Below are 15,546 nucleotides of genomic sequence, written 5' to 3' on the forward strand. Positions count from 1 at the left end.
CGCAGGCTGATGATGCCGCATGGCAATCATCGCCATTCACAGTCTGCTCAAAAGGAAGGTTGATGAATACGAACGTCCATTTCGCCGCGCTTACCGCGCGGGGAGTCTCACGCCGCGCCCTGTTGCGCGCGGCAAGCGTCGCGGGATTGGCCGCGCCGCTGGGCATGCTGGGTTCGCGCGTGCTGGCGGCCGATTCGGCTCCGCGCGCGTTCAAGATTGCATGGAGCCAGACGGCGGTCTGCCAGTCGCCCGTGTCCGTGGCGCTTGAGCGTGGCTTCTTCGAAAAGTACGGGTTAAAGGTCGAACGCATCAACTTCAGCGGCTCGACCGATCAGTTGCTGGAAGCGATCGCCACGGGCCACGCCGATGGCGGCATCGGCATGGCGTTACGTTGGCTCAAGCCTCTGGAGCAGGGTTTTGACGTGAAGCTCGCCGTGGGCACGCACGGCGGCTGCATGCGCTTGCTGACCGCTGACGATTCGCCCATCAAGAGCGTGAACGACTTGAAGGGCCGCCGCGTCGCGGTGTCGGATCAAGCCAGCCCGGTGAAGAACTTCTTTGCGATCCGCGTCGCGCAACTGGGCATCGATCCCGATTCTGTCGATTGGCGTCAGTATCCGCAGGACCTGTTCGGCGAGGTGCTGAGAAAGGGCGAGGTGGACGCGATTGCAGGCGACGACCCGCTGATTTACACGCTGCGCGAAGACAACAACCTGCGCGAGATCGCGACCAACATTGAGGGTGACTACGAGAACCGCACGTGCTGCGTGCTGGGCTTGCGCGGCGACCTGGTTCGCAAGGATCCCGAAGCCGCAGCAGCCATCACGCGCGCGGTGATCGACGCGCAGCGCTGGACCGCGTCCAACCCCGACGAGACGGCGCGTATCTTCGCGCCGTACGTGCCCGGCAAGGTGCCCCCCGAACGCGTGGCGGCGATCTTGCGCAGCCATAGCCACGGGCACGCGTCCACGGGGTCTGCGCTGCGCGAGGAAATCGTGGGTTACGCCAAGGATCTGAAGACGATCAAGGTGCTGAGCGCGAACCTGGACATCAATAAGTATGCGAAAGTGGTGGTGCCCGATGTTCTCGGTTGACGCATTGCCTGATCGCGTGGCGGGCATCGCGCCGGCGCCACGCTGGCGTTTGTGGAAGACGGGCATGACCGCCGCCGTCGTGTGGGCGGGCGTGGGTGGCGTGACGCTGGGGTGGCCGAACGTGGAGGTGGGCTTTTCTTCTTGGGGCTATACGCGGGAGTTCGGCGTGGCGGCCTTGGGGCTGGCGGCGCTACTTCTGCTGGCGGCGGTGTCGGGCGTCGAGCAGGCACGGCCGGTGCGCGCCTTGAGGCGCGCCGGGCCGTGGCTGCTGGCGCTTGCCTTCGCGGTCGGCGCTTGGGAAATCGCGACGGCGAAGCTGGCGCTGTTGCCTAGCCCATTCTTCGCCCCGCCGCAGTCGTTGATCGAGGTGTACGTCACCGACTACAAGCGCCTGGCGGACAGCCTCGTCAATTCGCTGTGGCTGCTGGCCAATGGCTTCCTGCTTGGGGCGGCCGCTGGCTTCCTGACGGGCGTGGCAATTGGGTGGTCGCGCGGGCTGGGCTATTGGGTGCATCCGGTGCTGCGCTTTCTGGGGCCGGTGCCGTCCACCGCGTTACTGCCGATGGCGTTCTTCTTCTTTCCTTCCAGCTGGTCGGCGGCGGTGTTCCTGATCGCGTTGGCGACGTGGTTTCCCGTTACGGTGCTGACGTGGTCCGGCGTGGCGGGTGTAAACCGCGCCTATTACGACGTGGCGCGCACGATGGGCGCGAATAAATGGTTCCTGGTGTTGCGCGTGGCGATTCCTGCTGCCTTGCCCCAGGTCTTCGTGGGCCTGTTCATGGGGCTGGGCGCGTCGTTCTCGGTACTGGTGGCCGCGGAAATGATGGGCGTGAAGTCCGGTCTGGGCTGGTACTTGTCGTGGGCGCAGGGCTGGGCGTCCTACGCCAACATGTATGGCGCGCTATTCGTCATGGCGCTGGTGTTCTCGGGGCTGATCACCTTGTTGTTCGCGGGGCGCGACCGCCTCTTGGCGTGGCAGAAAGGAGTGGTGAAATGGTAGCGGCAGCCGTGGCGCAAGCGCCCGGTTCGCGCGGCGCGGCACTGACCGTGCAGGGCGTGAATCATCATTTCGACCTGGACGGCGCGGCTTTGCCGGTGCTGGACAACATCGATCTCGACGTCAAACCGGGCGAGTTCGTGGCGCTGCTGGGCCCCAGCGGCTGCGGCAAATCGACATTGCTGCGGCTGGTGGCGGGTTTGGAGCCGCCGGTACAAGGCGGCTTACTGGCGGACGGCGAACCGATCGATGGGCCGTCGCCATCACGCATTGTCGTATTCCAGGATCCCACGTTGTACCCCTGGCGCACCGTGTGGAACAACGTGGCACTGGGCTTGCAGGCGCGCGGCCTGTTGAACACCGAACGTCATCGCGTGGACGACGCGTTGCGGCGGGTCGGTCTGGCGTCGTTCGGCAAGGCGTATCCGCATCAACTGTCGGGAGGCATGGCGCAACGCGCGGCGCTGGCCCGCGCCCTGGTCAATGATCCCCGCATCCTGATACTTGACGAGCCCTTGGGCAAGCTGGATTCGCTGACGCGCATCGCCATGCAATCCGAACTGGTCGAGCTGTGGCAGCGCGCGGGATTCACGGCCTTGCTGGTGACGCACGACGTGGAAGAGGCCCTGTTCATGGCGTCGCGCATCGTGGTGCTGAGCGAGCGGCCCGCGCGGATCAAGGACGAGATCGTCAACGACCTGCCGTATCCGCGGCATCGCGGCGACCCCAGGCTGGCGGTATTGCGTCATCGCGCACTGGCCTTGCTGGGGCTGGATGCGACGTGGTGAGGCGACTGGGGCTGGCGTTGGCCGTGCTGGGGTTAGCGGGGCTGGCTTTTGCCGTGGCGATTTTGCGGCAGCCGCAGGCGTTGCTGACCGTGTCTTACTGGCCGTTCGCGTGGCGCTATGACCCGGACCTGCCCGTCAGCGCGCACACGTGGCGGCAGCTATGGCTGGCGTTGGCGCAGTCTGCCGTTGCCCTGGCGCTACTGGTGTGCGCCTTGCTTTTACGGCGCTGGCAGTACGGGCTGACGGCGTTGGCGGGCGTGCTGGCGCTTAGCGCGCCGTGGCCGCGGCTACAGATGCTGCTGACGGAGGCGCACACCACGTCTTACCAGCGTTCGCCATTGGAGTTTTCGGACGCCAACGTGCTGCAGGGCGGGCGGCTGTATCAGACACATTGCGCCGCCTGCCATGGTGTGGCGGCGGACGGCCGGGGACCGCGTGCAGCCGGTCTGCCCGTATGGCCCAGCGTGTTGGGCGCGCCGCTTTTCGACAACCGTCTTGAAGGCGAATTGCATTGGCGGGTGGCGCAGGGGGATCGGACGCTGCCGGGCGCCGAGCCGTCCGCTTCGTCGCAGCACGGGTTCCTGGCGGTGTTAAGCGCCGACGACATCTGGCGGGTGTTCGACTATCTGCGTTTGCGGGCGTATGGTACGAGCGGCGGCGCAGGCATGCCGGCGATCCCCGCGCCAGTGGTGGGCCTGGTTTGCCGCGATGGCCGGGCCGAGACCCTGCGCGGATTGCGTGGCTTGCCGTTGCTCGTGGTAGCGCATGCGCCAGGCACGCCGGATGTGCCGCAAGACCCGCGCTTATTGACGATCGCGCTGACCCGCGGCGCGGTGGGCGACGTCAATGCCGATTGCACGGCGGCCGCGCGCGGCGCCTGGGATGCCTATGCGTTGGCGGCCGGTGTGCCGCCCGATGCGCTGGCCGGCGCGCAATTCATGGTGGACCGGCACGGCTGGTTGCGTGCCCGCCGGCTGCCCGGCACGGCGCCGAGCTGGACCAGCGCCGACAACGTCTGCGGCCCGGGCGGCCGAATCGATGGCGCGGCGCCCGGCGGGCTGGGCAATTTATTGATGGCAATGGATCGTGTGGCGATTAGGTTGCCCTCCAGCAGGCCTTGAAGCGCTACCGCCCTGGACAGCATGTGAACCTTTCCGAGGAGGGCTAATGCGCGGAAGGTAACACCGCGATGGCGAAGCCCATGCATAAATGGGGGGGCGGGACATCTGGCCCGGTCAGGTCAGCGTGCTGCGCATCAGGATTTCGGTTAGCGCACGCGTCGGCTTGTTGGGGGCAGGGGCCGCGATGACGATGAATTCCACTTGCGGCAACGGGGGCAATTGGGCGGCTCCGGCAGGTGCGGCCAAGCCCGCCGTGGACAGATGCGAGGGCTGCACCGTGATACCCAGCCCGGCGCGGGCGGCGGCCTGGCAGCCGGCGTAACTGGTGCTGGTGCAGACGATCTGCCAACTGCGGCCGGCGCGCGCCAGCGCGTCCAGCGTCAGCGTGCGGGTCACGCTGGGCTCGCGCAGCAGAATCAGCGGCAGCGGTTCGTCGGCGGCGATGCGCAAGCCTTCCTTGGCCCGCCACAGCAAGGCTTCCTTGTGCAGGGTCTGGCCCCGGCGGTCGCCGCGGCGGCGTTTACCGATCATCACGTCCAGCCCGTTGTCGTCCAGCAGCTTGTAGAGCTCGCTGGTGACGCCGATGGTCAGGTCCAGTTCCACTTCAGGATGCGCCAGCCGGAAGGCGGCCAGCACGTCGGGCAGCGGTCCCATCGCCAGATCGTCGGATGTGCCCAGGCGGACGCGGCCGCGCAGCCGGGGCGCATCGAACAGCCGTTCGGCCCGTTCATGGGCGTCTAGGATGATCTGCGCGTGCACCAGCAGGCTGCGGCCATCGCTGGTTAACGTGAGCGAGTGCGTGTCGCGCAGAAACAGGCGGCGGTTGACGGCCTGTTCCAGTTGCCGGACATGTTCGCTGACGGTCGGCTGGGTCAGGCCCAGGCGCCGGGCGGTTTCAGTAAAGCTGGGCGCGGCGGCGGCCGCGGCAAAGGTCTTGAGCCAGAGGGGATTGAGCATGGCGGCGACGGCTGGTCATAGGATATTCCGATGACAGTTAAAGTAATCAGTGGACTTCACGATGGCAAGAGGCGCGCCTATAGTTTTCCGTAACTTCTCGGAAAATCCTCTCGCCATGCGCCGCTTCCTGCCCGACTCATTCACGCTCACCCTGATCGCCACCGTGGTTTTCGCCAGCTTTTTCCCCGCGGTGGGCAAGGGTGCGTCATTCATGATGGTGGCCAGCAACATCGCCATCTCGTTGCTGTTCTTCTTGCACGGCGCGCGCCTGTCCACCGACGCCATCGTGGCGGGCGTGAAGGATGTGCGCTTGCATGGGCTGATCCTGGCAAGCACCTTCGTCTTGTTCCCGGCGCTGGGCCTGGGCTTGCGGGCGCTGTTCCCTGGATTGCTGGCGCCGTCGCTGTGGCTGGGCGTCCTGTTCGTCTGCACGCTGTCTTCTACCGTGCAGTCGTCGATCGCCTTCACGTCCATGGCGCGCGGCAACGTGCCCGGCGCCATTTGCGCCGCGACGGCGTCCAATCTGCTGGGCACCGTGCTGACGCCGTTGCTGGTGGCCGTGCTGTTGCACCGCCAGGGCGGCGGGCACGGCCTGGCCGATGCGGGGCGCATCCTGCTACAGCTGTTGCTGCCGTTCGCGGTGGGCAGCCTGTTGCGGCCGTGGATCGGGGCGTGGGCGCAGCGCAACAACCGCGCCTTGTCCAAGGTGGACCGCAGTTCGATCCTGCTGGCGGTCTACACCGCGTTCAGCGAAGCGGTGGCGCAAGGCATCTGGCATGCGTTTCCCGCGATCGATCTGGCCACGATGGTGCTGGTGAACGCGATGTTGTTGGGGGCGGTGCTGCTGATCACGACGTGGGGCAGCCGCAAGCTCGGGCTGTCCAAGGAAAACGAGATTACGCTGGTCTTTTGCGGATCGAAGAAGTCGCTGGCCTCGGGCATTCCGCTGGCGGCCGTCCTGTTCGGCACCGCGCAGATGGGCGTGGTGGTGCTGCCGTTGATGATCTTCCACCAGATGCAGCTGATGGTCTGCGCCGTGTTGGCGCGCCGCTATGCGGAACGCGTGGAGCCGGCCCGGGAAGCGGTGGTGGGCGCTTAGCCAGCGGGTGGCCGGTCGGTCGGTCAGTCAGTCAGGCCTGATCGTCCAGCGGGCGGATCTTGCCGCCGGGCTGCCAGAACACGGCGCCGTCGCGTTCTTCGACGGCAAGTACCGTCAGGCGGCCATTCTTGCAGGGACCGCCCACGCACAGGCCGGTGTCGGGTTGGTAGGTCGCGCCGTGGCGCGCGCACATGATCAGGTCGCCGGCGCGGGTAAAGAAGCTGCCTTCCCAATCGAGTTCGACCCCGACGTGGGCGCAGCGGTTCAAGTAGCCGTGCACGCGGTCCTGATAGCGCACGAAGAACGCGGTCGTTCGGCCCGCGCTGTCGGTCACCGGCACTTTCACGCCCAGGCCGCCGTTGACGAGCTCGGCGGCAGCGCAGACTCGGACTTCGGGGGCGGCGGGGGAATCCAGCATGGCAAGCCTCGTGAGGAAAAGGGTGCGATCTTCGGACAGGGCGCGGGGCTTGTCAATCGGCGGGCAAAACCGGGGCGCTGTCCTGCTGACGGGCCCACATGCCGGCGTAGACGCCGCCTTGCGCCAGCAACTGCGGATGGCGGCCGCGTTCGATGACGCGGCCTTCGGACAGCACGATGATCTCGTCCGCGTCGGCGACCGTCGACAGCCGGTGGGCGATGATCAGCGTGCTGCGCCCTTGGCTGACTTCCCGCAGGTTGGCCTGGATTTCGCGTTCGGTATGGGTATCCAGCGCGCTGGTGGCTTCGTCGAAAAGGAAAATGGCGGGATTTTTCAGGATCGTGCGGGCGATCGCCACGCGCTGCTTTTCACCGCCCGACAGCTTCAGGCCGCGCTCGCCCACCATGGTCTGGTAGCCATCGGGCATCGTCATGATCAGGTCGTGGATATGCGCCAGCCGCGCAGCGGCCTGGATGTCGGCATCGGTTGCGCCGGGCCGGCCGTAGCCGATGTTGTAGTGGATGGTGTCATTGAACAGCACCGTGTCCTGCGGCACCACGCCGATCGCCGCGCGCAGGCTGGCCTGCGTGACGTCGCGCACGTTCTGGCCGTCGACGACGATGGCGCCGCTATCGGCGTCGTAGAAGCGGAACAGCAGGCGGCCAATCGTGGATTTTCCGGCGCCGGACGTGCCGACGACCGCCACCGTCTTGCCCGCGGGGATGGTGAAGCTGACGCCCTTCAGGATGGGGCGGCGCGCGTCGTAGCCGAAATGGACGTCGCGGAATTCGACCTGGCCGCCCGAGATCCGCAGCGGGTGCGCGTCGGGGTGGTCGGCCACTTCGCGGTCCTGGCCTAGCAGTTCGAACATGCGTTCCATGTCGATGATGGCCTGCTTGATCTCGCGGTAGATGAAGCCGAAGAAGCTAAGCGGTTGGTACAGCTGCAGCAGGTAGGTGTTGACCAGCACGAAATCGCCCAGTGTGTAGCGGCCTTCGGCGATGCCGGTGGCGGCCATCCACATGACCAGCGTCAGGCCGACCGAAATGATGGCGGCCTGGCCCACGTTCAGGATCGACAGGCTGACCTGGCTGCGCACGGCGGCGCGTTCGTAGCGGGTCAGCGAGGCGTCGTAGCGGCGCGCCTCGTGCTCTTCGTTGCCGAAGTACTTGACGGTCTCGTAGTTCAGCAGGCTTTCGATGGCCTTGGTGTTGGCCTCGGAGTCGGTCTCGTTCATCTGGCGCCGGAACTTGGCGCGCCACTCGGTGACGGCAAGCGTGTAGGCCATGTACAGGATCACGGTCGCGCCCGTGGCCAACGCCAGCCAGACATCGAACATTTTCCAAAGCACGATGCAGACCAGGCCGATTTCAAAGAATGTCGGCAGGATGTTGAACAGCAGGAACGACAGCAGCGTCTGGATGCCTTTGGTGCCGCGTTCGATGGCACGGGTCAACCCGCCCGTCTGGCGCGACAAATGAAAACGCAACGCCAGGGCGTGCAGGTGCCGGAAGATCCGCAGGCCGACGGCGCGGATGGCGTGCTGACCGACCCGCGCGAAAATGGCGTCGCGCAGTTCGGAGAACAGCAACGACAGCACCCGGGCCGTGCCGTAGGCCAGGATCAGCCCCAGCGGTACCGTCACGGCGCCGGGGGCGCCTTTGCCCAGTTCGTCGATGGCGTGCTTGTAGATCAGGGGCACGTAGACGGTTGCCGCCTTGGCGGCGAACAGACAGAGCAGGGCGGCGACGACGCGCACTTTCAGCCCCGTCATGCCCGGGGGCCAAAGATAGGGAAACAGGGTGCGCAAGGTGGAAAAACCGCCGCGGTTGCTGGGCGGCGCGTCAGGGGGAGTCATGGCTGGCTGGGGACCGGATGCGGGGGGCGGGAGGGCGTCTACCGGCCATTATCGGGTACCGGCGCTATTATTTGGCTGATAACCCCTGGTGCATACGGACCATTGCCGGGGGACGTCTATCCGGTATTGCGATGCGGGCGTAGCTCGGCAAGCCCGCTCCTTTTTTCTCTTCAATCCTGGGGTAAGCCGGGCTGTGCCCAGGATTGCGCGACCTGGCGCATATTCGCCGCGCCGGTGTCGCGGTGCAAGCAACGGAGGGTCTTATGGCGAAAGTACCCGCAGTGAAATTGAACGACGGCAACAAGATCCCGCAACTGGGTCTGGGCGTTTGGCAGGTGCCGGACGAGCAGGCGGCGTCCAGCGTCAAGGAGGCGCTGGCGGCCGGTTACCGCTCGGTGGATACCGCGGCCATCTATGGCAACGAGCAGGGGGTGGGCGCCGGGCTGCGAGCGGCCGGCGTGGCACGCAAGGATCTGTTCGTGACCACCAAGCTATGGAACGACCGCCATGGCTACGACGACGCCCACAAGGCGATGGACGAGAGCCTGGAGAAGCTGGGCCTGGCGTATGTGGACCTGTACCTGATCCATTGGCCGGTGGCGGGCAGCACCAAATTCCTGGACGCCTGGCGCGCCATGGTCGAGATGAAGGAAGACGGCCGCGCCCGTTCGATCGGCGTATCCAATTTCACGCAGGCCAACCTTGAGCGGCTGATGGAATCGTCGAAAGTGGTGCCGGCGGTGAATCAGATCGAGCTGCATCCCGGCTTCACCCAGCGCGAGCTGCGGGCGTTCCATGCCAAGCATGGGATTGCGACGGAATCCTGGAGCCCGCTGGCCCAAGGCGGCATCACCAAGGAAAAGGTCATCCTGGATCTGGCCAAAAAGCACGGCAAGTCGCCGGCGCAGGTCACGCTGCGGTGGCATTTGCAAAGCGATCTGATCGTGATCCCGAAATCGGTCACGCCCGCCCGCATCCGTGAAAACATTGACGTTTTCGACTTTGAGCTGTCGGGCGACGATATGGCGGCGATCGACGGTATCAAGGAAGGCGCGCGCCTGGGGCCGGACCCCGAGCGCTTCGGCGCCTAAGGCCGGCAATCGTAAAAAATCGGCGGGGGTGGGGCTGCGGGGCCCCGACACCCCTCTGTCCAACGGGCTAGTGCTTCAGCGGAAAGCACCAGTAACGCACGATGACGACCAACAGGATGGTCAGCGTGATCCACGAGGCCCAGTGCCAGCCGCCCGTGCCAAGCAAGGCAGCCAGCAGGCCGAACACGCTTAGCGCGCCCAGCAGGATCGGCACACCCCAGACAAACATGAAGCCGCGGCCGCCTTTGCTTTTACGGGCGCTCATGCGGGAGTCCTTTGCGGGGTGGCGGCGGCCTGGTGCTTTTTCACGAGTTCGTTGATGCGTGCTTCGGTGGCGCGGCGGCGCGCCACCCACAGGTAGAGGCCGCTGACGAGGACCACGATGGTGATCAGGTCCAGCAAGGCCCAGATGATCTTCAGGGGCAGGCCGGCGTAGTCGCCAAAGTGCAGCGGGCGGGACACTTCAAGCGCGGTCAGGTACCAGGGCATCTTGGCCACGGTCGTCAGCGCGCCGGTCTTGCCGTCCACCAGCACTGGCGTGTTCAATTTAGACGTCAACGGGGTATCGCCGCGCATCCAGGCGATGTAGTGGTGCGGGCTGCCGAACGCGTTGCCGGGAAAGGCGATGAACGACACTTCGTTGCCGGGCAGGGCTTTTTTCGCCGTGTCGGCCGCCAGTTGGGCCGACGCCAGTTCCGTCGGTACGGTCTGGCCCTTGTAGGGCTCCAGGATGCGCACGAGTTCGGTCGATTGCCACAGGCGGAACAACGGCGTCGATAGTTCATTGATGACGCCCGTGACGCCCACGACGAACGCCCAGACCAGCGTGACGATGCCCAGCAGGTTGTGCAGGTCGAGCCATTTCAGGCGCGAAGACCGCGCGGCGCGAACGGTGCCGAACTCCAGCTTCTTCATGAAAGGCCCGTACAGCACGACGCCGGACACGATGGCCACGCAGAACAGCAGGCCCATGAAGCCCAGGAACAGTTCGCCCGGCAGCCCGGCGAACAGGTCCACGTGCAGGGCCAGCATGATGCCCATGAAAGAGAACTTGTCCTCGGTATAGAGCGGGCCCTCGAGCAGCACGTCGCCCGTGCGGGCGTCCATGCGCACGGCGTGCCCGGAGACCTGGCCGTCGCCCGGCGTCTTGGCCATGCCCACCCAGACCTGAGGTTCGTCGGGGTCGAAGAACAGGTAGTCGATCACTTCGCCGGGATACAGGGACTTGGCGCTTTCGACAAGCTTGTCCAGGTGGGCGGGCGGCGTGTTGGCCGGCACGTCCGACAGGGGCTTGGCGTCATCCAGCCAATGCTCGATCTCGTGATGGAACACCAGCGGCAAGCCGGTAAGACAGATGATGAGCAGGAAGATGGTGCAGACGAGACTGGTCCATTTGTGGATCCAGTACCAAGTCTTGATGGTGGAAGCGGCTGTCATGGCGACGGCAAAAGGTGGCCTGCGCGGCCCCCTTTCAGTTATTAGTTGGGAAAGTCGGAACATTATCACGAACAATACCGATTCTCGTAACGCAATATTTTGACCCCGACGCCGAGCGGGGCGAGACGGCGCCGGGCAGCAAAGCGGGTTAAAAAGAAGGGTCAGGTTTCAACAGGCAGGCATTGCCACGACCGGCTGGTGGGGACGGATCCGTCCCCGTTCGCGGGGGGTGGTTTCCGGATCATCATGGAGCAGCGATTTCTGAAAGTTCCCCGCAATGAACGCGGCCGCGATTTTGCGGTGGGCGACGTGCATGGGCATTTTTCCCGTCTACAGGAAAGTCTGGACCGGCTGGGTTTCGACCCGGCGCGCGACCGGCTGTTTTCGGTGGGGGATCTGGTCGACCGGGGCCCGGAAAGCGAGGCCGCGCTGGAATGGCTGGCCCAGCCCTGGTTCCATGCGGTGCAGGGCAATCATGAAGACTATGCGATCCGCCACGTCCGCACGGGGCAGGTGGACGTCATGAACTGGCGCGGCTATGGCGGCGGCTGGTTCCTGGACCTGCCGGCCGATCGGCAGGAGGTCTTTGCCGAAGCATTTGCGCGGCTGCCCATTGCCATCGAGGTCGAAACGTCCACTGGCGCGGTCGGTTTGTTGCACGCGGATTGCCCGGTGCTGTTCTGGCCAAGGCTGGAATCCGCGTTGCAAGACCGCTACAAGCGCACCAGCGCGGCGTGCCAGTGGTCGCGGGAACGCTTGCGGCAAATGGACAGGACGTTCATCAAGGGCGTGCGGGCGGTGGTGGCGGGACATACGCCGGTGGCGGCGCCCCTGCTATTGGGCAACGTGTATCACATCGATACCGAGGGCTGGCGGTCGGGCTATTTCACGCTGCTGGACCTGGAGTCCCTGCAGGCCTGGCCACGCGAGGTTGTCACCGAGCTGGCGACCGAGGAGTAGGCCGCCGGTCGTCAGCCGGTGGAACGGAAAAGGGCGCCCTGGAGGCGCCCTTTGTGTCGGTGCAAGGCCGGGATCAGAGCGGCCGGGCCGCGACTGGGGCAGAGGTGGTGATCGCGCTTGCGCTGACGCCGTTGCCGTCCAGGCCGAGGGCAGGCGAACCTGCGGCAGGCGAACCTGCGGCGGGGGCATTGTTCGCCCGGGGCGCCGGGATCGGCATCAATGGGGCCTGGATCGGGCTGTTGGGGTTCGGCGGCTGCACGGAGGTGCCAGGGGCCGGCAGCGGCTTGACCGAGGTGTCGACGCCGTCGGTGGAGCGGTTGTTGTTGAGGAAATCGGTCAGGGCATCTCCCGAGGACAAGTCCAGCGAGGCGACGGCCTGGCCCGGCGGGAATTCCGAGAAGTAGTACTCGCCGTTCTCGACCAGCAGCCCATCCGGGCGCGGCGCCTGCTTGGCGTCCGGCACGCCCTTGAGCACCGGCTGCATGAAGTCCAGCCAGGTCGACAGGGCCAGGCCGCTGCCGAATTCGTTCGTGCCCAGCGATTTTGGCTGATCGAAACCCATCCAGACCGTGGTGGCCAGCGCGGGCGTGAAACCCGAGAACCAGACGTCCACGGCTTCGTTGGTGGTGCCGGTCTTGCCGCCGACGTCGTTGCGCTTGAGCACCTGGTGCGCGCGCGCCGCGGTGCCGCTGGTGGTGACGCCGCGCAGGATGTCGTCCATGACCCAGGCGGTGCGCGGATCGATGGCGCGGGCGGCTTCGTCGCCCGCGCGGACGGGTTGCGCCTGCATCAGCACTTTGCCGGAGCGGTCGGTGACGTGATCGACCAGATACGGCGTGACGCGATAGCCGCCGTTGGCGAAGACGCTGTAGCCATTGACCACCTGCAAAGGCGTGGCGCCGCCCGCGCCCAGCGCCAGCGGCAGCACGGCCGGCCAGCGCGACTTATCGAAGCCGAAGCGGGTCAGGTAGTCCTGCGCGTACTGTGGCGAGATGGCTTGCAGGATGCGGATCGACACCATGTTCTTGGAACGGTACAGGCCCTGGCGCAAGGTGAGCATGGGCTCGTACTTGTTGCCGTCGTTCTTGGGCTGCCAGTCTTTTGAGCCGGTCTGGGCCGCGGTCAGCATGAACGGCTGGTCCGAGATCTGCGTGGCGGGCGTGAAGCCGCGTTCCAGCGCCGCCGCGTAGACGAACGGCTTGATGTTGGAACCGGGCTGGCGCCAGGCCTGGGTCACCCGGTTGAAGGTGCCGCGGTTGTAGTCGAAGCCGCCGATCATGGCGCGGATGGCGCCATCCTGGGGCGCCATGGACACCAGCGCCGCCTGCAGAGCCGGCATGTTGATGATTTCCCAGCCCTCCGTTTCCTTGTCGCCGGTCTTGTGGATGTAGACCACGGAACCGCGGCGGATGCGCTGGCTGTCGCTGGCCTTCGGGTTCAGGGCGCGGGCCACGACGGCCAGCGCCTTCTTGTCCGAAATGGTGATGATGTCGCGTCCGCTGCGGGCCAGCTTCACTTCCGTGGGGCTGGCCGCCAGCACCATGGCCGCCAGCAGGTCTTCGCTGTCGGGCGCCTTGTCCTGCACGCCGTCCAGGATCTCGTCCAGCGCCTGCGGGTCGCTTTCCACGCCGTCGGGCAGGTCGAGCTGGTCTTCCGGGCCGGGATAGACGGCACGGCGCGTGTAGTCCAGCACGCCGTCGCGCACGGCGCGGTAGGCGGCTTCCTGGGCCTTGGAATCGATCGTGGTGTAGACGTCGATGCCCTTGGAATAGGTTTCTTCCTGGAACACGCCATACATCAGTTGGCGCGCCAGTTCGGCGGGGTAGTCGCCATGCACGGCGAAGCCGCGCGCGCTGGTGCCGTCCGCGCCGCGGATCGTCAAGCGCTGCTTCAGGGCTTCATCGGCCTGCTCGGGCGTCAGGTAGTCCAGCGTCTTCATGCGGCCCAGCACGTAATGCTGGCGGATTTCCGCGCGCGGAAAGTTGGTGATGGGGTTGAAGCGCGAGGGGGCCTTGGGGATGCCGGCCAGCATGGCGGCTTCGGCCGGCGTCACCTCGGACAGCGGCTTGCCCAGGTAAGTACGCGAGGCGGCGGCGAAACCGTAGGCGCGATGGCCCAGGTAGATCTGGTTCATGTAGAGCTCAAGGATCTGGTCCTTGCTGAGCTCGTTTTCGATCTTGAAGGTCAGCAGCAGCTCGTAGAACTTGCGCGAATAGGTCTTTTCCGACGACAGGTAGAAATTGCGCGCCACTTGCATCGTGATCGTGCTGCCCCCTTGCGACTTCGAGCCCTTGACGACGTTGGTCAGCACCGCGCGCGCGACGCCCATCCAGTCCACCCCGCCGTGGCTGTAGAAGCGGTCGTCCTCGGCCGCCAGCACCGCCTGGCGCATCACGGCCGGGATCTCGTCGAAGCGCAGCACGTTACGGTGCTCTTCGCCGTATTCACCGATCAGCACTTTATCGGCCGTATAGATGCGCAGCGGCACCCGCGGGCGATAGTCCGTCATGGCGTGCAGATCGGGCAGGCTGGGCCAGGCCAGCGCCAGGGCGAGGCCAAGCAGAACGGCCCCGCACACGCCAGCGCCGGCCGCGGCGATACCCGCTTTGACCAGGATTCGTTTCCAGGGAAGGCCCGATTTGCCGCCCGGGGTGGCGGAGGATTGCTGGGGGGTGCTCATTGCAGGCGATTCTAGGACAGAACGCTATAGACCGGCCATGGCGCAATAAGGTTTCAGTAACCAAAGTTGCCGGGGAGCGGTGGGGGGCGTGTGCCACGTAAATATAGGGACGGGGTCTAGGATACGCGGGGCGGGGGTTTCGCGCGCGTGCGCATCGAAATGCGCTGTGAAATGTATTGCGCGCCGTGACAAACGGCAAGGCCGGTTGCACGCTTTTGTCGGAATTCAGCGTCGGTTCAGCGCATCGGCGTCTTGCAGGTACCGTTGCGGCGGCGCGCCTAGCGCCCGGTGGAACATCGCGCTGAACGCACTGGGGCTGCGGTACCCCAGGTCGGCTGCGATTCGCGCCACCGGTACCCCCAGCGACAAGCGGCACACGGCGTCCGCCAGCCGCACCTGCTGCACCCACTGCCGATAGTTCAGGCCCAGTTCGGCCTGGAACAGACGGATCAGGGTGCGGGCGCTGGCGCCCACGTCGCTGCCCCAGTCTTCGATGCTGCGTTGCAGGCCGGGTTGGTCCAGGATGGCCATGCAGATGGTCTGCAGGCGACGGTCGCGCGGCCAGGGAATCTGGATGGGCACCACGCGGGCGGCCGCCAGTTCGGACAGGATCAGTGCCGCGACCTGTTCTTCGCGGCCGCCCAGCGGGTAATCGGCGGGCGCCGCCGTCAACGCCAGGATCAGTTCGCGCAGCAGGCCGCTGACCTCGATCACCTGGCACTGCGGCCAATAATCCGCCGCCACCCCGGCCTGGATGTAGAGCGATCGCATGGACACCGCGCCAACCATGTCGACGCCATGCGGCACGCCCGCCGGCACCCACAGCGCGCGTAGCGGCGGCAGCGCCCAGAAGCCGCTGGGCGTGGTGACGCGCATCACGCCGTCGACCGCATAGATCAACTGGGCGCGGGGATGGGAGTGCGCGCCGGTTTGCGCGCCCGCCGGGAATTCCTTGGCCATGGCCGTGACCGCGCGCGGCAGGTGCTGGTAGTCCTGGGCATTGATGCTGCGGGCGGCGTCGGGCAAGGGCGGGCGGGTAGGCACGA

Annotated in this window: 14 protein-coding genes; 7 read left to right on the forward strand and 7 right to left on the reverse strand. The window is 66.0% G+C overall.

All coding sequences use genetic code 11. The annotated features are described in order from the left end of the window. Positions 1-62 precede the first annotated feature (62 nt). From CQ050_RS21580 to CQ050_RS21595, 4 genes are read left to right on the forward strand one after another with little or no spacing between them, the layout of a single operon-like run. Positions 63-1,094: an ABC transporter substrate-binding protein gene (locus CQ050_RS21580; protein ID WP_105558866.1), complete on the forward strand. Its 1,032-nt coding sequence runs from the start codon at positions 63-65 to the stop codon at positions 1,092-1,094. Further along, the gene (locus CQ050_RS21585) at positions 1,081-2,094 is read left to right on the forward strand and encodes an ABC transporter permease (protein WP_105558867.1); all 1,014 of its coding nucleotides are present in this window, start codon (positions 1,081-1,083) and stop codon (positions 2,092-2,094) included. The genes CQ050_RS21580 and CQ050_RS21585 overlap by 14 nt, the downstream gene beginning before the upstream one ends. Further along, positions 2,088-2,879 carry an ABC transporter ATP-binding protein gene (locus CQ050_RS21590; RefSeq protein WP_105558868.1) on the forward strand — a complete coding sequence of 264 codons (792 nt, stop codon included), beginning with the start codon at positions 2,088-2,090 and terminating at the stop codon, positions 2,877-2,879. The genes CQ050_RS21585 and CQ050_RS21590 overlap by 7 nt, the downstream gene beginning before the upstream one ends. After that, positions 2,873-4,000 carry a cytochrome c gene (locus CQ050_RS21595; protein WP_233214212.1) on the forward strand — a complete coding sequence of 376 codons (1,128 nt, stop codon included), beginning with the start codon at positions 2,873-2,875 and terminating at the stop codon, positions 3,998-4,000. The genes CQ050_RS21590 and CQ050_RS21595 overlap by 7 nt, the downstream gene beginning before the upstream one ends. 114 nt (positions 4,001-4,114) lie before the next feature. Here the strand turns inward: CQ050_RS21595 and CQ050_RS21600 are convergent, their stop codons facing one another. Next, positions 4,115-4,957, reverse strand: a complete 843-nt coding sequence (locus tag CQ050_RS21600; RefSeq protein ID WP_105558869.1) for a LysR family transcriptional regulator — start codon at positions 4,955-4,957, stop codon at positions 4,115-4,117. 115 nt (positions 4,958-5,072) lie between these two features. Here CQ050_RS21600 and CQ050_RS21605 point away from each other — a divergent pair, with 115 nt between their 5' ends. Continuing rightward, positions 5,073-6,056, forward strand: coding sequence for a bile acid:sodium symporter family protein (locus tag CQ050_RS21605; RefSeq protein ID WP_105558870.1), 984 nt, complete (start codon positions 5,073-5,075; stop codon positions 6,054-6,056). A gap of 31 nt (positions 6,057-6,087) precedes the next feature. Here the strand turns inward: CQ050_RS21605 and CQ050_RS21610 are convergent, their stop codons facing one another. Continuing rightward, on the reverse strand, positions 6,088-6,474 hold the full coding sequence (locus CQ050_RS21610) for a Rieske (2Fe-2S) protein (protein ID WP_105558871.1): 387 nt from the start codon (positions 6,472-6,474) through the stop codon (positions 6,088-6,090). Positions 6,475-6,526: 52 nt separating this feature from the next. Further along, positions 6,527-8,332 (reverse strand): ABC transporter ATP-binding protein/permease, encoded by a 1,806-nt coding sequence (locus tag CQ050_RS21615; RefSeq protein ID WP_199196889.1) that lies wholly within the window; start codon positions 8,330-8,332, stop codon positions 6,527-6,529. Between the two features lie 263 nt (positions 8,333-8,595). Here CQ050_RS21615 and CQ050_RS21620 point away from each other — a divergent pair, with 263 nt between their 5' ends. Further along, positions 8,596-9,423, forward strand: coding sequence for an aldo/keto reductase (locus CQ050_RS21620; protein ID WP_105558872.1), 828 nt, complete (start codon positions 8,596-8,598; stop codon positions 9,421-9,423). Positions 9,424-9,490: 67 nt separating this feature from the next. Here the strand turns inward: CQ050_RS21620 and CQ050_RS21625 are convergent, their stop codons facing one another. Further along, the gene (locus CQ050_RS21625) at positions 9,491-9,688 is read right to left on the reverse strand and encodes a hypothetical protein (protein WP_105558873.1); all 198 of its coding nucleotides are present in this window, start codon (positions 9,686-9,688) and stop codon (positions 9,491-9,493) included. Beyond that, a complete protein-coding gene (locus CQ050_RS21630) occupies positions 9,685-10,860 on the reverse strand; it encodes a PepSY domain-containing protein (protein ID WP_105558874.1) in 1,176 nt (391 codons plus the stop codon). Before CQ050_RS21630 ends, CQ050_RS21625 begins: the two co-directional genes overlap by 4 nt. Before the next feature lie 246 nt (positions 10,861-11,106). Here CQ050_RS21630 and CQ050_RS21635 point away from each other — a divergent pair, with 246 nt between their 5' ends. After that, positions 11,107-11,820: a metallophosphoesterase gene (locus tag CQ050_RS21635; RefSeq protein ID WP_105558875.1), complete on the forward strand. Its 714-nt coding sequence runs from the start codon at positions 11,107-11,109 to the stop codon at positions 11,818-11,820. 73 nt (positions 11,821-11,893) lie between these two features. Here CQ050_RS21635 and CQ050_RS21640 read toward each other — a convergent pair whose 3' ends face one another. Next, positions 11,894-14,500, reverse strand: coding sequence for a penicillin-binding protein 1A (locus CQ050_RS21640; RefSeq protein WP_105558876.1), 2,607 nt, complete (start codon positions 14,498-14,500; stop codon positions 11,894-11,896). 225 nt (positions 14,501-14,725) lie between these two features. Beyond that, complete coding sequence (locus CQ050_RS21645) at positions 14,726-15,544, reverse strand: helix-turn-helix domain-containing protein (protein WP_105558877.1); 819 nt, start codon at positions 15,542-15,544, stop codon at positions 14,726-14,728. Between the last annotated feature and the right edge of the window lie 2 nt (positions 15,545-15,546).

This window comes from Achromobacter sp. MYb9, assembly GCF_002975275.1.
Taxonomy (GTDB): domain Bacteria; phylum Pseudomonadota; class Gammaproteobacteria; order Burkholderiales; family Burkholderiaceae_B; genus Achromobacter.